This is a genomic window from Methyloceanibacter sp. (assembly GCF_035650995.1).
Lineage (GTDB): Bacteria > Pseudomonadota > Alphaproteobacteria > Rhizobiales > Methyloligellaceae > Methyloceanibacter.
Genome location: NZ_DASRGO010000126.1, coordinates 12,787 through 30,110, shown reverse-complemented (window position 1 = coordinate 30,110; position 17,324 = coordinate 12,787). Strand labels below are relative to the sequence as shown.

The window sequence follows — 17,324 nt, the reverse complement described above, 5'->3', positions numbered from 1 at the left end:
TTCAAGATGCCGGCGGCGGCGCCGAGCGCCAGAAACACCACCATCAGGAACGGCGCCGTCCCGAGCCACCGGTCGAGCGCCCAGCCGATGAACCCCCCGACGCCCACTCCGGCCACGAGCTCGACGCCCAGTCTGAGCGCGTAGCCGAGCGCCTCGCCGCGAGCCCCAGGGTCCGGTGAAGGCGGGGGCGCATGCCGCGCCTTCAACTCCTCCAGCCGCTCTCCAAGCGTGTCGAGCCGCCGGCGAATGCCGTCTTGGTCACGGCCGCTTTGCTCGCGACCGGACGGTTTATCGGCTCCGGCCATTGGCGCTGCTCAATATCCGGGAGAGCCTTAAAGGACCGGCTGGTCCTTAAGCTTGGCGCGCACTTTAGTTTGGGATTTCCCCCTGTCAAGGAAGTCTGACGGCGGCCGGACGCTGAAAGATCGGTCGGGATTTCCCACATCGACGGCGCCATCGGGATGGAGGCAGTGATCGCCACAATCAACACGATAATGCTCATTGCCGGAATGGCGGTAACTTTAGCCAACCTCTGGCTAGGCACGAGGATTATGAAGCTAAACTCGGCAAGTGAAGCTGAGTATCAGGCGCAGCTCCGCCGGACGATTTCTCGGTTAGCGATTTGGGTCGGAATAGGGCTCATTCCACTGACGGGGTATACCCTTGTAACCTTCCCCGGGCCAACCACCTCATGGTTCTGGTGGACTTTTCTGCTTTCGGTAACAGGCGCCTACGTCCTCCTGTTGATGGGCTGCGCGTGTTTCTACGCCGTCGCTAAGCGGCAGCTACCTGCGGCTACTCACGGCGAGTTGTGCTAAAATGCGCTGAACGCTGGATGGTGATATGAACGCAAAGACTAAAGCCCTGAGCGAAGAGGCTCGCAAACTTAGCCCTGAGGAGCGGATTGCGCTTATCGAGGACCTTCAGCGCAGCCTCATTCATGTCGATCCTGGGATCGAGCGAGCCTGGGCAGAGGAGGCCCGTTCTCGTCTCGATGCCTATCGCCTCGGTGAGCTTGAAGCCGTTCCTATTGACGAAGTCATGGCGAGCCTTTTGAAGAAGTGAATGTTCGCTTCCTCAAAGTGGCGCGAGCTGAACTACGCGAAGCTGCCCGCTACTACGAGTCACAGGCAGACCTCGGCAGCGATTTCTTACTAGAGGTCGCGGCAGCCGTGGAACGGATAAAGGAATTCCCAGCGGGCTGGCAAAGAGTCGATCCTACGCCGTTGCCAGCTTGACCGATTTCCTTATGGCTTGGTCTATGCTGAGCAGGACGGCGAAATTCTGATCGTCGCCGTAACTTTCCTGCGGCGGCGCCCTCGGAGCTGGCAGGCACGCCTTCGCGACAAGGAGTGATTAGCCCGCGTCGCGGAGGCGCTCGGCGGTCTCCAGATCGACCGACACGAGCTGGCTCACGCCGCGCTCGGCCATGGTCACGCCGAACAGCCGGTTCATGCGCGCCATGGTCAAGGGATGGTGGGTGATAATCAGGAAGCGCGTATCGGTCGAGCGCGCCATCTCTTCCATCAGGAGGCAGAAGCGGTCGACATTGGCGTCGTCGAGCGGCGCATCGACCTCATCCAGCACGCAGATCGGCGATGGGTTGGTCAGAAACACGGCGAAGATGAGCGCGAGCGCCGTCAGCGCCTTTTCGCCGCCCGACAGCAGCGTTAGCGTCTGCGGCTTTTTTCCCGGCGGGCAGGCGAGGATCTCGAGACCCGACTCGAGCGGGTCGTCCGATTCGACGAGTTGCAGCTCGGCCGTGCCCCCGCCGAACAGCGTCTTGAACAGGCGCTGGAAATGGCCGTTGACCGTATCGAAGGCCTCGAGCAAGCGCTTCCGTCCCTCGCGGTTGAGGTTCGAGATGCCCTGACGGAGCCTGACGATCGCTTCCTCGACGTCGGCCTTCTCGCGCTCCATCTCCTCGAGCTTGGCCGACAGCTCGGCCTCTTCCTCCTCGGCCCTGAGATTGACCCCGCCGAGCCGCTCGCGGTCGCCCTTTAGTTTTTGCAGCCGCGCCTCGACCTCCGCGAGGAGAGGGATCGGTGCATTCGGCTTGAGCGCCGCCAGCGAGAGGCAGGCCTCCGGCGCGCAGTCGAGCTGCTCGCGGATGGTATGCGCGCACTCGGCCCGGCGCTCGCGCGCCGATTCAAGCCGGGCCTCGGTGCGCGCGCGGTTCTCGCGCGCTCCCGACAGCCGCTCCTGCACCTCGCGCAATGCTTTCTCGAGCCGCTTCAGATTGATCTCGGCTGACGCAAGATCATCGGCCGCCTTGCTCCGTTCGCGCTCGGCTCCAGCGATCGCGTCGAGCAACTTCGACCGCCGCTGCTCGATCTCCGCGGGGAGGTTGGCCAGCGCGGCAAGATCGGCGCTCGTCTCCTCTTCGCGGGCCCTGAGCGTGGCGATCTGCTCGCGCGCGTTGGCGATGCGCTTCTGCCACAGCGCTTCCTCCGCGCCGATCGCCTGCAGGCGCTCCTGCCTCAGTCTCACCTCGCGCTCGAAGCCCTCGAGAGCGGCTTCGGCACGGGCATGGTTGGTGCGTTGCTCGCCCGCGGACGCCTTGGCATCGGCGAGCGCCTCTTCGAGCGCGGCAAGCGACACGAGTCCGGTAAGGGCCATGTCTGCGCGCGCGCTTTGCTCCGCCGTCTCCTTTAGCGCCTCCTTGGTGCGGTTGAGGGCCTCGGCAAGCGCGCCGAGGCGCTTGCTGTTCGCCTGCATCTCGTGCTCTTGCGCGGCAATCGCGTCGCGCGTCCGGCCGAGCTCGCTCTGCGCTTCCCTGGCCTCCTGGCGGAGCGCCTTGAGCTTCTGCGCGGCGGCCTCGACACGGGCCCTAGCCGCCTCGAGCTCGCTCGCCGCGACGCAGACCCGCGCCTCTGCCTCTAGCGCCGCATTGTGCAACGCTTCGAGCCGGCCGCGCTCGATGAGCCGGGCCGAGGCCGCAGCGGCGGTACCAGCCTTGAGCCGGTAGCCGTCCCAGCGCCAGAGATCGCCCTCTTTGGAAACGAGCCTCTGTCCCGGCTTGAGCTTCGCTTGCAGGATCTGGCCCTCGTGCTCGGCGACGACGCCGATCTGGGCGAGGCGCCGGGCGAGAAGCGCCGGCCCTTTGACGAATTGGCTGAGCGGGATTGCGCCTTCGGGCAGGGCAGGCTCATCGCTGCCGGCGGCAACGAGGCGCCAATGGGCCGGCGCCGCTTCGTCCGTCGCGGCATCGAGGTCTTCGCCGAGCGCCGCGCCGAGCGCTTGCTCGTAGCCCGCGCCGACTTTGATCTCCTCGACGATCCCCGGCCACTCGCCCTCCATGGCGGGCTGAAGCAGCTTGATCAGCGTGGCGCGCTCGGTCTCGATCTCCTGGAAGGCGAGCTTGGCTTCCGCAGCGGACGCGCGCGCCCTTGCCTCATCGCCGCGGGCGGCCTCCTCCTCGGCCTCGGCCGCGAGGATCTCGGCCTCCGAAGCCTCGACCTGACCGGTGAGGCTCGCAAGCTCGGCATTCAGCGCGGCAAGCCTTGCTTCGTGCCCTGTCTCCGCCTCGCGCTCGGCAAGCTCCCTCTCGATCTCGGCCGCTTGTGCCCTGAACTTCGTCATGCGGGCGGCAAGATCGGCCTTTTCGTTCTCGATCCGCGCCCGCTCGGCGCGGCCCTCGGCGAGGGAGGTGGTGGCGAGCGAAAGCGACTGCTCGGCCGCAGCAAGCGCTTCGGCCGCTTTGGCGACCGCCTCCTCGAGCTGCGGCATCTCGTGATCGCGGGAGCTCGCGGCTTCAAGCCTGCGGCTCTCTTCGCCAAGCCCGCGCAACATGCTCTCGGCCTCGGCGATGTGCTCCTCTTCGCGGGCAAGATCGCGCGAGGCTTGCGCAAGCCGCGTCTCGAGCTCGGCCTGCCGCGCCTTGGCACGCGCCTCCTCGCGCTCGAGGGCATCGCGCTCGACGCTCAGGCGATGCAGCACGGCCGCGCGCGAGGCTTCCTCGTCGCGAAGCGGCTGGAGCCTCTCGGCGGCCTCTGCCTGCTGGCGAAGCGCCTCGCCTTCGGCCTTGGTCTCCTGGGCAACCAAGCCGAGCGCCTGCTGCAAGGCCGCCTCTTCGTGCTCGACGAGTGCACAGGCCGCCTCCCAGTGGAGGTGGTGGAGAAGGGCCTCGGTCTCGCGAATCTTGCCCGAAATCTCGCGGTAACGCTGCGCCTGGCGCGCCTGGCGCCTGAGCGCCTGCAATTGCGAGGACATCTGCCCGATCAGATCGGCAAGCCTGGCGAGATTGGCCTCGGTCGCCTTCAGCCTAAGCTCGGCCTCGTGCCGGCGGCTATGCAGGCCGGCGATGCCGGCGGCGTCTTCGAGAACGCGGCGGCGTTCCTGCGGGGCCGCGTTCACGATCTCGCCGATCCGTCCCTGCCGGACGAGCGCCGGCGAGCGCGCGCCGGTGGCCGCATCCTCGAACAGAAGCCTGATGTCGCGCGCGCGTGCGTCCTTGCCGTTGACCTTGTAGGCCGAGCCCGCCTCGCGCTCGATTCGCCGCGTCACCTCGAGGATGTCGCAATCATTGAACTCCGCGGGCGCCAGGCGCTTGCCGTTGTCGATGAACAGGGTCACCTCGGCCATGTTGCGCGCCGGGCGCCCTTCCGAGCCGGCGAAGATCACGTCCTCCATCGCCGAACCGCGCATGCTCTTGTAGGAGGTCTCGCCCATGGCCCAGCGCAGCGCCTCGAGCAGGTTCGACTTGCCGCAGCCGTTGGGCCCGACGACGCCTGTCAGCCCGGGCTCGATCAGGAGTTCGGTGGGCTCGACGAAGGACTTGAAGCCGAGAAGGCGGAGTCGGGTGATCTGCACGTGCGAACGGTCCTTTAAGCGTTAGGTAAGATTTGAGGCTGAAATGGTTAACAAGCGTTTACACACTCGTCATTGCCCGATTTGACCGGGCAATCAAGCAGTGACCCCGGCCGTTGCGATCAAGGAACGCTGCCTACTGGATTCCCGCTTGCGCGGGAATTTTCACGACGACGAGGATTGCGTCGGTGGCGCCTCGATCAAGGCCTTGATCTCCTCGTAGGTGACCTCGCCTTGGGCGACTTTGCGGCCGTTGATGAAGAAGGTGGGAGTGCCGATCACCCCGTATTTCCGCCCCCGCTGCTTAACCTCGGTCAAGCCATCGATAATGGTTTGATTCGTGAGGCATTTGTCAAACGCCTCGCGGCTCATTCCACTCGATTTGGCGACCGCGTAAATGGCGTCGGGACGGACCTCCTGGCTCACCCATTCCGGCTGCCGGGTGAGGAACTGGTTCAACAGGAAGAAATATTTGTCCTCCGGCGCGCAGCGATTGACAATCGCGGCGTGCCCCGAAGTGTGGCCGATCGGGAACTCGCGCACGATGAAGCGGATCTTGCCCGTGTCGATGAACTCCTTCTTCACCCGCGGGAACACGGTCTTCTGAAAGTTCGCGCAATGCGGACAGGTGAGCGAAACATATTCGATCACTGTCACCGGCGCGTTTGCTTTACCCATCGACCGCTCGCCGAGCGGGCCGTCTGCCATGACGTCGGCTTCCGGCACCGCGGTGAGCGCCGTGTCGGCCGTGGCCGAAGGACCGCTTGCCACCCCGCCGCAACCAGCAAGCGAGAGCAACAAAACCAAGGCGATTGGCGCTCTGGCCGCGATCGAGGGCATGCGGTCCTGCTCGCTTACTGCGCGGGCGCTCCCTGCGTTTCATTCCCGCCGCTCGCTTGCGGCGCCGGAGCGCCGCCTGCGGCGGACGGTGCGGCCTCGGCCGGCTTCTCCACGCCCACGAACATCGCCTCGAAATCCTTGAGCTGATGTTCGCCCGACATACGCTTGCCGTTCACGAAGAAGGTCGGCGTCGAATCGACCTGGAACACGTCGTTCGCGCGCTGCCGCTCGTCGACGATCTTCTGGAAGAGGTCCTTGTCGGCGAGGCAGGCATCGAACTTCTCCTTGGAGATGCCGGCTTGGCGCGCGAGTTGGAGCAGATGATCGAGCGCCTCGGGTCCCTCGACCACCCAATTCGGTTGGGTCTGGAACATGACGTCGATCATGGCGAAGTAGCGCTCGGGCCCCGCGCAGCGCGCGAGCATCGAGGCGCGCGCGGCGAGCCCGTCGAGAGGGAATTCGCGAAAGATGAGCCGCGCCTTTCCGGTGTCGATATACTTCGTCTTGAGCTCGGGAAAGACGACCTTGTCGAATTGCGCGCAGTGCGGGCAGGTCATCGAGGCGTATTCGACGATGACATTGGGGGCGTCGGCACTTCCGAGCGACATGTCGGGTAACGGGCCCGGCTTCATCAGCTCGGCGACGTCAGGGTCCTTCTTCGGCGCATTCGGATCGCGTTCGGCGTTTCTGATGAAATAGACGTATCCGCCGATCAGAGCCGCCGCGACCACCGCGCAAACGGCGATCAGCCCGACCTTGCTCGATCCCCCTTGCGGCGTCTCTTCGGCGGCCTTGTCAGCCGCCGGCTTATCGGTATTTGCCACGCTCTTAACTCCACCTATAGCTGTACCGCCCGGCTTACGCGTGGGCGGCCTACATTCGTTGATATCACCGCTCCCTGGCAAGAGCGCGAAACGAGCCTTGCCGTCAACCCCTCGTGAGCTTGGATCGGGCCAAAGCGCCAAGCCGCGACAATGCGCGTCTGAGACCCTCGTTCTCGATGCCCGCCACCGGCTCCGGGATAGCCGCACTTTTGGGCTCTGGCGGCATTGGGGATCGGCGCTCGGTTCTGCCGACCGGTGCCTGGAGGATGCGCAGCTCGGTGACCGCCCGATAGCCGAAATAGGTGTTCACCCGCTCGATGATCTTGTCGGCGCGGTGTTGCACCTCGATGGCGCGCGGCCCTTCGACCCTGAGGATGAGGGTGGCGCCGTCGGGCCGCCATCCCCTTGGAACGCCTGCGTCCTCGCCATCTCCCTGCCGCCTCGGCCACACGACGCGGTCGGGCATCGTGAACGCTGCAAGCTCGGCCCCGGCGATGGCGGCCCATTCGCTCAGCAGCGTCGTGGTGGCGAAGCCGCGCGCGCGGGCAACCGGATCGAGCAGCCGCGCGGCAAACGCGCCCACCGGCCGCAGGCCGCTTGCCCCTCTCGCCAAAGCCCTCCGCTCGTTCTCGTCCATGTCTTTCTCGTGGAGCGCCGCCGCCCGGCGCTTGCATCGTCTTGCCCGAGCTTACACCATGGCGCAGCAGGCCGCGCGGGAGGACTTCCGCTTATGCAGAAGCAGAGGAAGAAAGGCGCCGCCAGCGACGAAGCGTACATCGTCCGAGCCATGCTCGCCTGGTACGGCCGCGAGCGGCGGCATCTGCCCTGGCGCGCGGAGCCCGGTGACAGGCCCGATCCCTACAAGGTCTGGCTCAGCGAGATCATGCTGCAGCAGACGACGGTCAAGGCCGTGCTGCCGCGCTACGCCCTCTTTTTTAAGGCTTGGCCCGACGTGGAAGCCCTTGCCCGCGCCGATCTCGGGCAAGTGCTCGCCGCCTGGGCCGGGCTCGGCTACTACGCGCGCGCCCGCAACCTCCATGCCTGCGCGCGCATGATCGTCGAGCGTCACGCCGGAGCATTCCCTTCAACCGAGGAGGAGCTTCGCGCGCTTCCCGGCATCGGCGACTATACCGCAGCGGCGATCGCTGCCATCGCTTTCGACAGGCGGGCCTCGCCGGTCGACGGCAATATCGAGCGCGTGATCGCGCGGCTCTTCGCCGTGACGACGCCTCTGCCGGAGGCCAAGACCGAGATCAAAGCGCTTGCGCGAGCCCTCACGCCGAACAAGCGGGCGGGCGATTTCGCGCAAAGCTTGATGGATCTCGGCGCCATGCTGTGCACGCCGCGCCGCCCGGCCTGCGGGCTTTGCCCGGTCGCTGGCGCGTGCCGGGGTTATGCCGAAGGCATCGCCGAAGCGCTTCCCGTCCGCGAGGAAAAGGGCGATCGGCCGGTGAGGCGGGGCGTCACGTTCGTCGCCGTGCGTGAGGACGGCGCGGTGCTGCTTCGCGAGCGCCCGCTACGCGGGCTCCTCGCCGGCATGCTCGAGACGCCGTCGTCGCCCTGGGCCGAAGGCGAGGGGAAGGCCCTGCCGGGGCTTAAGCATGCGCCGCTCAAGGCCGAGTGGAGGAAGCTGCCCGGCTGCGTCGAGCACACCTTCACCCATTTCCACTTGGAGCTCTCCGTCTATCGCGCCGAGGTCGGCCTGGATGCAGCGCCGCAGCTCTCGGCCCATCCCGAGCGTTGCCTTTGGCTCGCGCCCCGCGAGCTCACGAGCGCGGCGCTTCCGTCGGTCATGCGGAAGGTGCTCGGTCACGCCTTGAGCCAAGCCGAGCTTCGCCCGGCGCGGAAGCGGGCTTAGGGCTGCGGCTCGAGCTGGCGGCGCGCCACCTCGCGCAGTGCGTCGATCGGCTTGAGTCGGCCCTCGGCCTCGTAGTGCCAGAAGGTCCAGCCGTTGCAGGCGAGCGCGCCTTGCACATAGGCGCCGATCTTGTGGATCGAGCCTTCTGCGCCGGCGCAAGCGATCGAGCCGTCGGCCCTCACCTTGGCCTCATGCCGCGCGGCCGGGTCGTACAGCACCGTGCCGGGCGCGATCAGCCCAAGCTCGACCAGCGCGCCGAAGGCGACGCGCGGCTCGGCCCGCTTGCCCTTGGCGACTTGCAGGGACTCTCTCGGCAGCGGCGCAAGCGATGCAAGTCGCGCCTCGGCCGCCTCGGCGTAAGCGGGGTCGCGCTCGATGCCGATGAAGTTCCGCCCGAGTCGCTTCGCCACCACCGCCGTGGTGCCCGAGCCGAGGAACGGGTCGAGGATGAGGTCGCCGGCATGACTCGAGGCGAGGATGATGCGATAGAGCAGGGCTTCGGGCTTTTGCGTCGGATGGGTCTTGCGCCCGCCGTCCTGCTTGAGCCGCTCGGCACCGGAGCAGATCGGGAACAGCCAGTCGGAGCGCATCTGCAGATCGTCGTTCAGCGCCTTCATCGCATCGTAATTGAAGGTGTAGCGCGCTCTCGATCCCGTCGCGGCCCATATCAGCGTCTCGTGCGCGTTGGTGAAGCGGCGCCCGCGGAAATTCGGCATCGGGTTCGTTTTGCGCCAGATCACGTCGTTCAGTACCCAGAAGCCGAGATCCTGCAACACCGTGCCGACGCGGAAGATGTTGTGGTAGCTGCCGATCACCCACAGGCTGGCGTTCGGCTTGAGTACGCGGCGGCAGGCCTTGAGCCAGTCGCGGGTGAAGGCATCGTAAGCCTCGAAGCTCGCGAACTTGTCCCAGTCGTCGTCGACGCCGTCGACGCGGCTGTTGTTCGGGCGAAGAAGCTCGTTGTTGAGCTGGAGATTGTAGGGAGGGTCGGCGAAGACGAGATCGACCGAAGCTTCGGGAAGCTTGGTCATCGTCTCGATGCAATCGCCGACGATGATTTGGTTCAGAGGGAGCTTTGCTCCCCCCGTTTCCCCCGCACCCATGCCTGAACTCGCTTACGCAGAACGATTGAGCGGAGCCATGCTGCGCGCGCGAGGGTAAAGGCGCCCTTAACCCGCAATTGGCTTGAGCATGAGACCGTGCCAAAACGGCAGGCAGGCGAGGGCGCGATGAATAGACGAAGCTTCCTTGGAGCCGCTCTAGGCTTCGCCGCGACATGGGGACCGACCGCCGAGCAGCGGGTCAATGCCGAGGGGAAAGGTGCCGATCAAGCCATGAGCAAGAACATCGTCATGCTGCACGGCGCCAATGCGGGCGGGTGGTGCTTCGATGATTTCGCCAAGGTGTTCGAAGCCAAGGGTTTCACCTGCCACGCGCCTGACCTGATCGGCCACGGCGAGAACAAGGCAAACGCCATGACCGCCCTCGGTGGGGTGGGCATCGCCGACTACCGCGCCCAGATGGAAGCCTTCCTCAAGACGTTCGCGGCTCCGCCTGTGCTGCTCGGCCATTCGATGGGAGCAGTCATTGCCCAGCAACTCGCGGCTCAAGGATTGGCGCAGTCGCTGATCCTGGTGAGCCCAGCCCCGCGTGCCGGCATCCTGCCGCCGACTGGAGGCGAGAAGCAGCTCGATCAGGACCTGATGGGTCTCGGGCCGTTCTGGAAGTCGGTGATCCCGCCCGACTTCGCGCTTGCCTGCATCTATTCGCTGAACCGGGTGCCGGCATCCGAGCAGCACGCCGTGTTCGACAAATTCGGCCCCGAATCGGGGCTTGCCCTGTTCGAGCTGTTCTTCTGGATGCTCGATCAAACCGGTGCGACGGTCGTCGCCACTGATCGGGTTCGCTGCCCCGTGCTTTGCCTGTCCGGCACCGACGATAAGCTCGTGTCGCTTTTGACCGCGCAGACGACCGCGGCAGCCTATCGCGGCACCCCGTTCTGGGCCCTCGAAGGCCACGGCCACATGCTTGTGGTCGAGCCCGGCGCAAAGGAGATCGCCGAGCGCATCGCCGCCTGGATCCCGACCTAGATCGGCTCGCTTTCGTCGGGCAGCGGCAGCTCGGCGCCGCCTTCGAGCAGGCTGAGCGCCCGCTCGATCGGCGAGAAGGAGCGGCGGTGGTGGATGCAGACGCCGTGCTTCTTGATCGCCTCTGCATGCTCGCGCGTACCGTAGCCCTTGTTGCTGTCCCATGCATAGCGGCGATAGCGCCGCGAGAGCTTCACCATCAGCCGGTCGCGCGTCACCTTGGCGACGATCGAGGCCGCAGCCACCGAGAGCGATAGCCCGTCGCCACCGACAACGGCGCGCGCTTTGCAAGGAAAGCGGCGCGGCACGATATTGCCGTCGATGAGCGCCGAGCCCATCGGCACGCAAAGGCCGCGATAGGCCGCGCGCATGCCCCACAGGCTCGCTTGCAAGATGTTGATGCGATCGATGCGCTTGACCGGGCTGATCACGACCGACACTTGCGCCGTCGCCATGATCGCTTCGTAGCGATCAGCCCGCGCTTCGGGCGTGAGCACCTTCGAATCGTTCAGGCCCTCGGGGATGCGGTCGGGATCGAGGATTACCGCGGCGATCACCACGGGCCCGGCCCACGGTCCGCGGCCGGCCTCGTCGATGCCGGCAACGGGCCCGTGATATTGGCTCATCATCGCCTCTTCGAGATCGAAAGTGGGCGAGGGGAGGGTTGCCAGCTTTTTCGCGGGGAGCGCCATGGAAGCGACTGTCGCAAATAGCGTGGGCGGTTTGCAACTTATCGCGTGGACGCCAATCCGGCCATTGTGGAAAACCGGCCGAAACGAAAGTGCTAAGCGCGCTGCGGATGTTGGCCCGCACGTTGCGGCAGGAGGACAATCAGGAGCAGGAGCGCGCCAACGAGGACGACCGAGGCAAGAGGCCGGCTCATGGCAAGCCCTCCCTGATCGAGCGGCTTGTCGATGAAATCTCCGACCGTAGCGCCGAGCGGCCGGGTGATGATGAACGCAGCCCAGAACAGGAAGACGCGCGAGACGCCGGTCCAGAAATAAGCGGCAGCAAGCACCGCCAGCCCGGTCCCGAATACCAGCGCGCCGCCTTCGTAGCCAAGGCCGGAATCGGCGAGCCAATCGCCGAGGGCCGTGCCCAAAGTCTGCGACAAGGTGATTGCCGCCCAGTAGAAGGCTTCCACCTTAGGCGTGCTCACTGTGGCGATGGAGATCGAGCCTTGCGACCCATACCAGAGCGCAAGCACGGCCATCAGAAGGGTGAAGAGAAGCGATGAGCCGCCCGCATAGCCGATGCCGAGCGAGCGGGTGGCGAAATCGGCCATCGTGGTGCCGGCCGTGGTCGAGGCGACTATCGTCGCCCAATAGAGCAGGGGATGAAATCTTTTCGCTGCGATCTGCACGACGAGAAGCAATACGAGGAGCGAAAGAAAGATCGCGCTACTGAGGAGGTAGCCCAAGTCCATCGTCATGCTGAACGTATCGCCGCCGGTCTCTCCGAGCGTGGTGGCGAGAATTTTGATGATCCAGAAGCCGAGGGTGACCTCGGGCACCTTGGTCGCATGCTGATCGTGATCGATTCCCACGTCGTGCCCCGCTCCGGCTACCGCGCCTGAACGAGAGTAAGCCGAGGAATCCGCGCCTTGGAAAGGGGTCCGGCCAATCCGCCGCAGCGGGTCAGCTACAGCAGGCTTAGCTGCTGGCCGGGGAGGGAAGGTGGCGTGAACAGGTCGGTGCGCAGCTCGACCGAGCTCTCGTTCAGGCCGAGGCGTTTCGCGGCGAGCTCGAATCTCCGCCCGATCATCCAGGCATAAGGCCCGTCGCCCCGCATGCGCTCGCCCCATTTGGCGTCGTAGAGCTTGCCGCCCCGCGTCGAGCGCATCAGCGACAGCACGCGCGATGCGCGGTCCGGGCAGTTCGCCTTGAGCCATTCGGTGAAAAGGTCGCCGATCTCGAGCGGCAGGCGGAGCAGCACGTAGCCGGCGTTCTTGACCCCGATCGCGGCCGCACGCTCAAGGATGCGCTCCATCTCCATGTCGTTCAGTCCGGGAATGACCGGAGCGACCATCACCGCGGCGGGGATTCCGGCATCGACCAGCCGCTCGAGCGTCTCCAGTCGCTTCTCGGGCGTGCTCGCGCGCGGCTCCATGGCGCGCGCCAGCTTGCGGTCGAGCGTAGTGACCGAAAGCGCCACCTTGACGAGGCCGCGGTCGGCCATCGACTTCAGGATGTCGAGGTCGCGCAGCACGAGCGCCGATTTGGTGACGATGCCGACCGGATGATTCGCCGCGCTCAACACTTCGAGGATGCGCCGCATGATGCGGTAGCGGCGCTCGATAGGCTGATAGGGATCGGTGTTGGTGCCGATGGCGATGGTCTCGACGCGATAGGAGGGGTCGGCAAGCTCGCGTTCGAGCGCCTGAGCGGCATTGGTCTTGGCGAACAGCTTGGTTTCGAAATCGAGCCCCGGGGAGAGCCCGAGAAAGGCGTGGGTCGGACGCGCAAAGCAATAGATGCAGCCATGCTCGCAGCCCCGATAGGGGTTGATCGAGCGGTCGAAGCCAATGTCCGGCGAGTCGTTGCGAGTGATGATGCGCCGCGCCGGGACCTCCTGGACCTCGGTGCTCAGCGCTTCGAGTTCGGCGAGCGACCCCCAGCCGTCGTCGGCGGGTTGATAGGAGATCGGCTCGAAGCGGCCGGAGCGGTTGGTCTGCGCGCCCCTGCCATGGCGCCGGATGGCTGCGATGCCGCCGGTGTCGAGCGGGTTGCTCTCGAATTTCCCAGGTTTTCTGAGCGAAACGGACATGCAGACTATATAGCCATGCAATGAGAACAAATCAAGAACATAGGCCGGATGGTGAGGAGTCGAGGTTGCCGCACGGGGAGCGGGCGGTATAACTCGCCTTCCATGATCTCGGTGATCATTCCGACCCTGAATGCCGAGAGGACGCTCGGCCCAACCCTCGCAGCTCTCGTTCCAGCCGTGGTCGACGGGCTGGTTCAGGAGGCCATCCTCGTCGACGGCGGCTCGAGCGACGAGACCTGCCTCATCGCCGACGCGGCGGGCGCGCACCTGATCACCGCGCCGCGCGGAAGGGGCACGCAGCTCGATGCCGGCGCCGCGGCGGCGCGCGGAGACTGGCTGCTCTTCCTCCATGCCGATACCGTGCTCGAACCGTCCTGGGCCGAGGAGGCCAAGAACTTCATCGAGCGCGTGGAAAGCGGCCGCCGCAAAGAGGCTGCCGCGTTCTTCCGCTTCGCCCTCGACGACGACGGGCTCATGCCGCGCCTCATCGAGAAATTGGTGAGCTTGCGGTGCTTTCTGTTCGCGCTTCCCTACGGCGACCAGGGGCTGCTCATCTCGCGCCAGCTCTATGACAGGCTCGGCGGCTTCCGCCCGATTCCGCTCATGGAGGACGTAGACCTCGTGCGCCGCCTCAAACGGAGCGAGATCGCGATCCTCGCCTCCCGCGCAGTCACGAGCGGCGCGCGCTATCGTCGCGAGGGCTATCTTGCGCGAAGCCTGCGCAATCTCGGCCTGATGCTTCTCTACTATCTTCGTGTGCCGCCGCGGGTGCTTGTGCGCCTCTATGGTTAGAGGGAAGCGGGCGCGGCCCCTTTTCGCCAATCGCCTCGTCATCATGGCCAAGGCTCCGCGGCGCGGCGCCGTCAAGCGGCGGCTCGCCTCCGCAATTGGTGAAGGCGAAGCGGTCCGCTTCTATCGCTCCTGCCTTGCTCATTCCGTCATGCGTCTTGCGCGCGACCCGCGCTGGGTAACCCTACTCGCTGTCACTCCTGATCTAGACAGGTCTTTCTCTTTCCTTCCGTCATGTCACCGCGTGAAGCGACTCCCGCAAGGGATAGGCGACCTCGGCAAGCGCATGCAGCGCTTCTTCGACCGCCTGCCGCCAGGTCCAACGGTACTCGTCGGCAGTGACATCCCGGCCATGCAGCCTTCGGACATCGCCCGGGCCTTCCGATTGCTCGGAGGCGCCGACCTCGTTCTCGGTCCTGCCCGAGATGGCGGCTATTGGCTTATTGGAATGAGGCGCACCCCGCGCGTGCTCGAGCCGTTTGCATCGGTCCGGTGGTCGGGTGAGCATGCGCTCTCCGATACGCTCGCCAACCTGAAGGGCAAGCGCGTCGCGTTTGCTGCGCGCCTTGCCGATGTTGATACCGATCAGAGTTATCGCGCTGAAAGAGTGCTAGCCGAACGATTGATTGCAGCATCGTCAAGGCGGGCATCGTCCTGCATTTAATTCAACTTTAAGACGCTTCGGTTAAGCGCCTGACATAAGAAAGGAATAGAGGCACCCGGAATGCGTATCGCTTTGGTCGATCCGAGCCGAACGACGCGATTGATCGTCGCCCGCATGCTCGAAGCGGGTTGTCATAAGGTGGTGCCGTTCGCCGACGAGCGCGAGGCGCTCGCCGAGATCAAGGCCGACCACAGCATTGAGGCGCTGATCACAAGCGCCGAGCTCAAGTACATGACGGGGGTCGAGCTGTGCTGGGAAACGCGGCTGCTCGCCACCAGCCGGCGCCCCATCTACGTGCTGATGATGTCGAGCCAGTACGATCAGCGTAGTCTGATCGAGGCTTTGGACTCGGGCGCCGACGACTTCATCGGCAAGCCGCCTCTTGCCGAGGAACTCTATGCTCGGCTCCGCGCCGCCGAGCGCATCGCGTCGATGCAGCGCGAGCTGATCAGGCTGGCGACAATCGATCCGCTTACCGGCCTGTGCAATCGCCGCGGCTTCTTCGAGCAGGCCAGCGAAGCCTGCGCGCGTACCGCTCCGCCGGACGGAAGCGTTTCGGCCATCATTCTCGACATCGACAACTTCAAGCAGATCAACGATGCCTTCGGCCATGAGACGGGCGACGAGGCGATCCGCGCTTGCGCGCGTGCAACACGCATGGAGCAGGCCGTTACGGGCCGCCTTGGAGGCGACGAGTTCGCGCTGATCCTCGAGAAGAAGTCGCTGCCCCAGGCCGTCGAGATCGCCGAGAGTTTGCGCGTTCGACTGGCTGAGAAGCCCTTCGACACCGGCAAAGGCCGGATCAGGCTCACCTGCAGTCTCGGCGTCGGCGAGGGCAGGGCAGGGGACACGGTCGACCAGATCCTCGCCCGCGCCGACATGGCGCTCTACGACGCCAAGACGAGAGGCCGGAATTGCGTAGTGGGGAACAGCGCCATGGTTCCGGTTCGCAGCGCCATCGTCACCGATGGGATCGTGCGCGCGGCGATGCCCGCCTAAGCGCCAGCCGCCTTCTTGACTGCTTTCTTCTTGGTCTCGAGCAGCCGCGGCATGATCTCGATGAACGAGCAGGGGCGGTGGCGATTGTCGAGCTGCGCTTTGAGGATGCCCTCCCAGGCGTCCTTGCATGCTCCGGGCGACCCCGGCACGCAGAAGATATAGGTGCCCTTGGCCAGTCCGCCGCAGGCGCGGCTCTGCACCGTCGAGGTGCCGACGCTCTGATAGCTCAGCATGTGGAATAGCACCGAGAAGCCATCGATCTCCTTCTCGAACAGCGGGCGCACCGCCTCCGGCGTCACGTCGCGCCCGGTGAAGCCCGTGCCGCCGGTGGTGATGATCACATCGACCTCTGGGTCCTTGATCCAGCGCTTCACCTGCTTCCTGATCGCTTTGACGTTGTCTTCGGCGAGGGCGTGAGCGGCGAGTTCATGCCCCGCCTCCTTGATCAGGCTTGCGAGCAGCGGCCCCGATTTGTCGGTCTTGGGCGTGCGCGTGTCCGACACGGTAAGCACGGCAATCCGTATCGGGATGAAAGGACGGGTCTCGTCGAATCGGGTCATTGCCAGAAGCCAGAAGTCGGAAACCGGATGTCGGAAGCCAGAAACCAGAAACCAAGTAGCCCCGCAATAGTCTGACTTCGACTTCCGATTTCTGATCAGAGCCCGAGGGCTGACTGGATCATCAGCAAGTCGAGCCAGGCGAGACGTTTGTGTTCTGGATTGCGAAGGAGAAAAGCGGGGTCGGAAACCGGATGTCGGAAGCCAGAAACCAGAAACCAGGCAGGCCCGCAATAGTCTGACTTCTGATTTCCGACTTCCGATTTCTGATCAGAGCCCGAGGGCTGACTTGATCATCAGCAAGTCGAGCCAGGCGAGACGTTTGTGTTCTGGATTGCGAAGGAGAAAAGCGGGGTGGAGTGTGGCAAGCGTGCTGATCTCGCGGCCGCCGCAAAGATAACTCAGCCATTTGCCCCTCAGCCGCATGATGCCCTCGCTCACGCCGAGCAGGCTCTTGGCCGCGGCGCCCCCGAGCAGCACCAGGACATCGGGCGATAACAGCTCGATTTGACGTGCCAGAAATGGTGCGCAGGCCTCGATCTCCTCCGGCGTCGGGGTGCGGTTGCCGGGCGGGCGCCAATAGACGGTATTGGTAATATAGACGCTGCCCTCGTCGAGCCCGATCGCGGCGAGCATGCGGTCGAGCAACTGCCCCGCGCGGCCGACGAAGGGTCTGCCTTGCAGGTCTTCGTCGCGCCCGGGGGCCTCCCCGATCAACATCAGGCGCGCCTCGCTGCTCCCGCGCGCGAAGCAGAGAGTCTTGGCGGTGCGCTTCAGCGTGCAACCGTCGAAGGCCGCAACCATGGCTTCGAGCGCTTCGAGCGAGGTCGCCGCCGCAATGCTGCTCCGGTCTAACGAGCCAGCTGACGGCACGCCTTGCACGGGCGAAGGTCGCGTCACCGCCTTGGCGATCCTCGCCTGTGGCACCGGCGCTTCACGGGCGGGTGCGGCAAAGCGGTCGACGGGGACGTCCCCGATTGCCTCGTCGACCCCCATCGCCTCGTACCAGGCGAGCAGGGCTTGCGCCGAAATCGGATCCGAACCCGCCATTTGCCTTGCCCGCCGCGATTTCCTATGTGTGGTTGCCCAATATGACAGTGCCGCCCAATATCGCCGACTCGTCCCGCCGGC

The 17,324-nt window shown here is 65.3% G+C and carries 17 protein-coding genes; 6 read left to right on the top strand and 11 right to left on the bottom strand.

Features of this window, described 5'->3' with window-relative positions; genetic code table 11:
* Nucleotides 1-305: AtpZ/AtpI family protein (locus VFB18_RS09590; RefSeq protein ID WP_324974144.1), on the bottom strand; the 305-nt coding region annotated here is incomplete at its 3' end.
* 538 nt (nucleotides 306-843) lie between these two features.
* Between VFB18_RS09590 and VFB18_RS09585 the strand changes: the two genes are divergently transcribed.
* A complete protein-coding gene (locus tag VFB18_RS09585; protein ID WP_324974141.1) occupies nucleotides 844-1,065 on the top strand; it encodes an addiction module protein in 222 nt (73 codons plus the stop codon).
* Between the two features lie 291 nt (nucleotides 1,066-1,356).
* On the opposite strand, the gene smc is transcribed toward VFB18_RS09585, so the two are convergent.
* The 4 genes from smc to VFB18_RS09565 all read right to left on the bottom strand — a co-directional run bounded on the left by smc (nucleotide 1,357) and on the right by VFB18_RS09565 (nucleotide 7,110).
* Nucleotides 1,357-4,812: a chromosome segregation protein SMC gene (gene smc, locus VFB18_RS09580; protein WP_324974139.1), complete on the bottom strand. Its 3,456-nt coding sequence runs from the start codon at nucleotides 4,810-4,812 to the stop codon at nucleotides 1,357-1,359.
* A gap of 162 nt (nucleotides 4,813-4,974) precedes the next feature.
* Nucleotides 4,975-5,649 (bottom strand): DsbA family protein, encoded by a 675-nt coding sequence (locus VFB18_RS09575; RefSeq protein ID WP_324974136.1) that lies wholly within the window; start codon nucleotides 5,647-5,649, stop codon nucleotides 4,975-4,977.
* A 14-nt stretch (nucleotides 5,650-5,663) separates the two neighbouring features.
* Nucleotides 5,664-6,473, bottom strand: coding sequence for a DsbA family protein (locus VFB18_RS09570; protein ID WP_324974133.1), 810 nt, complete (start codon nucleotides 6,471-6,473; stop codon nucleotides 5,664-5,666).
* A gap of 103 nt (nucleotides 6,474-6,576) precedes the next feature.
* A complete protein-coding gene (locus VFB18_RS09565) occupies nucleotides 6,577-7,110 on the bottom strand; it encodes a DUF721 domain-containing protein (protein ID WP_324974130.1) in 534 nt (177 codons plus the stop codon).
* A 93-nt stretch (nucleotides 7,111-7,203) separates the two neighbouring features.
* Between VFB18_RS09565 and mutY the strand changes: the two genes are divergently transcribed.
* Nucleotides 7,204-8,331, top strand: a complete 1,128-nt coding sequence (mutY, locus tag VFB18_RS09560; protein WP_324974128.1) for an A/G-specific adenine glycosylase — start codon at nucleotides 7,204-7,206, stop codon at nucleotides 8,329-8,331.
* Here the strand turns inward: mutY and VFB18_RS09555 are convergent.
* The gene (locus tag VFB18_RS09555) at nucleotides 8,328-9,434 is read right to left on the bottom strand and encodes a site-specific DNA-methyltransferase (RefSeq protein WP_324974125.1); all 1,107 of its coding nucleotides are present in this window, start codon (nucleotides 9,432-9,434) and stop codon (nucleotides 8,328-8,330) included. The two genes, mutY and VFB18_RS09555, sit on opposite strands and share 4 nt — an antisense overlap.
* A 126-nt stretch (nucleotides 9,435-9,560) precedes the next feature.
* Here VFB18_RS09555 and VFB18_RS09550 point away from each other — a divergent pair, with 126 nt between their 5' ends.
* Complete coding sequence (locus tag VFB18_RS09550) at nucleotides 9,561-10,421, top strand: alpha/beta hydrolase (protein ID WP_324974122.1); 861 nt, start codon at nucleotides 9,561-9,563, stop codon at nucleotides 10,419-10,421.
* On the opposite strand, the gene VFB18_RS09545 is transcribed toward VFB18_RS09550, so the two are convergent.
* The 3 genes from VFB18_RS09545 to VFB18_RS09535 all read right to left on the bottom strand — a co-directional run bounded on the left by VFB18_RS09545 (nucleotide 10,418) and on the right by VFB18_RS09535 (nucleotide 13,184).
* Nucleotides 10,418-11,110, bottom strand: coding sequence for a ribonuclease HII (locus VFB18_RS09545; RefSeq protein WP_324974119.1), 693 nt, complete (start codon nucleotides 11,108-11,110; stop codon nucleotides 10,418-10,420). The genes VFB18_RS09550 and VFB18_RS09545 overlap by 4 nt on opposite strands.
* Nucleotides 11,111-11,202: 92 nt before the next feature.
* Entirely contained in the window at nucleotides 11,203-11,964 is a 762-nt protein-coding gene (locus VFB18_RS09540; RefSeq protein ID WP_324974116.1) for a hypothetical protein, read from the bottom strand.
* A 95-nt stretch (nucleotides 11,965-12,059) separates the two neighbouring features.
* Nucleotides 12,060-13,184, bottom strand: a complete 1,125-nt coding sequence (locus VFB18_RS09535; RefSeq protein ID WP_324974113.1) for a PA0069 family radical SAM protein — start codon at nucleotides 13,182-13,184, stop codon at nucleotides 12,060-12,062.
* Between the two features lie 102 nt (nucleotides 13,185-13,286).
* On the opposite strand from VFB18_RS09535, the gene VFB18_RS09530 reads away from it, so the two are divergent.
* From VFB18_RS09530 to VFB18_RS09520, 3 genes are read left to right on the top strand one after another with little or no spacing between them, the layout of a single operon-like run.
* Nucleotides 13,287-13,976: a TIGR04283 family arsenosugar biosynthesis glycosyltransferase gene (locus VFB18_RS09530; protein WP_324974110.1), complete on the top strand. Its 690-nt coding sequence runs from the start codon at nucleotides 13,287-13,289 to the stop codon at nucleotides 13,974-13,976.
* A 43-nt stretch (nucleotides 13,977-14,019) separates the two neighbouring features.
* Nucleotides 14,020-14,637 carry a TIGR04282 family arsenosugar biosynthesis glycosyltransferase gene (locus tag VFB18_RS09525; RefSeq protein WP_324974107.1) on the top strand — a complete coding sequence of 206 codons (618 nt, stop codon included), beginning with the start codon at nucleotides 14,020-14,022 and terminating at the stop codon, nucleotides 14,635-14,637.
* A gap of 60 nt (nucleotides 14,638-14,697) precedes the next feature.
* Nucleotides 14,698-15,636, top strand: coding sequence for a diguanylate cyclase (locus tag VFB18_RS09520; protein WP_324974104.1), 939 nt, complete (start codon nucleotides 14,698-14,700; stop codon nucleotides 15,634-15,636).
* Here the strand turns inward: VFB18_RS09520 and moaB are convergent.
* Together moaB and VFB18_RS09510 are read right to left on the bottom strand one after the other, a co-directional pair.
* A complete protein-coding gene (moaB, locus tag VFB18_RS09515) occupies nucleotides 15,633-16,196 on the bottom strand; it encodes a molybdenum cofactor biosynthesis protein B (protein ID WP_324974101.1) in 564 nt (187 codons plus the stop codon). The genes VFB18_RS09520 and moaB overlap by 4 nt on opposite strands.
* 267 nt (nucleotides 16,197-16,463) lie before the next feature.
* Nucleotides 16,464-17,243: a uracil-DNA glycosylase gene (locus VFB18_RS09510; RefSeq protein WP_324974098.1), complete on the bottom strand. Its 780-nt coding sequence runs from the start codon at nucleotides 17,241-17,243 to the stop codon at nucleotides 16,464-16,466.
* Nucleotides 17,244-17,324: the final 81 nt, after the last annotated feature.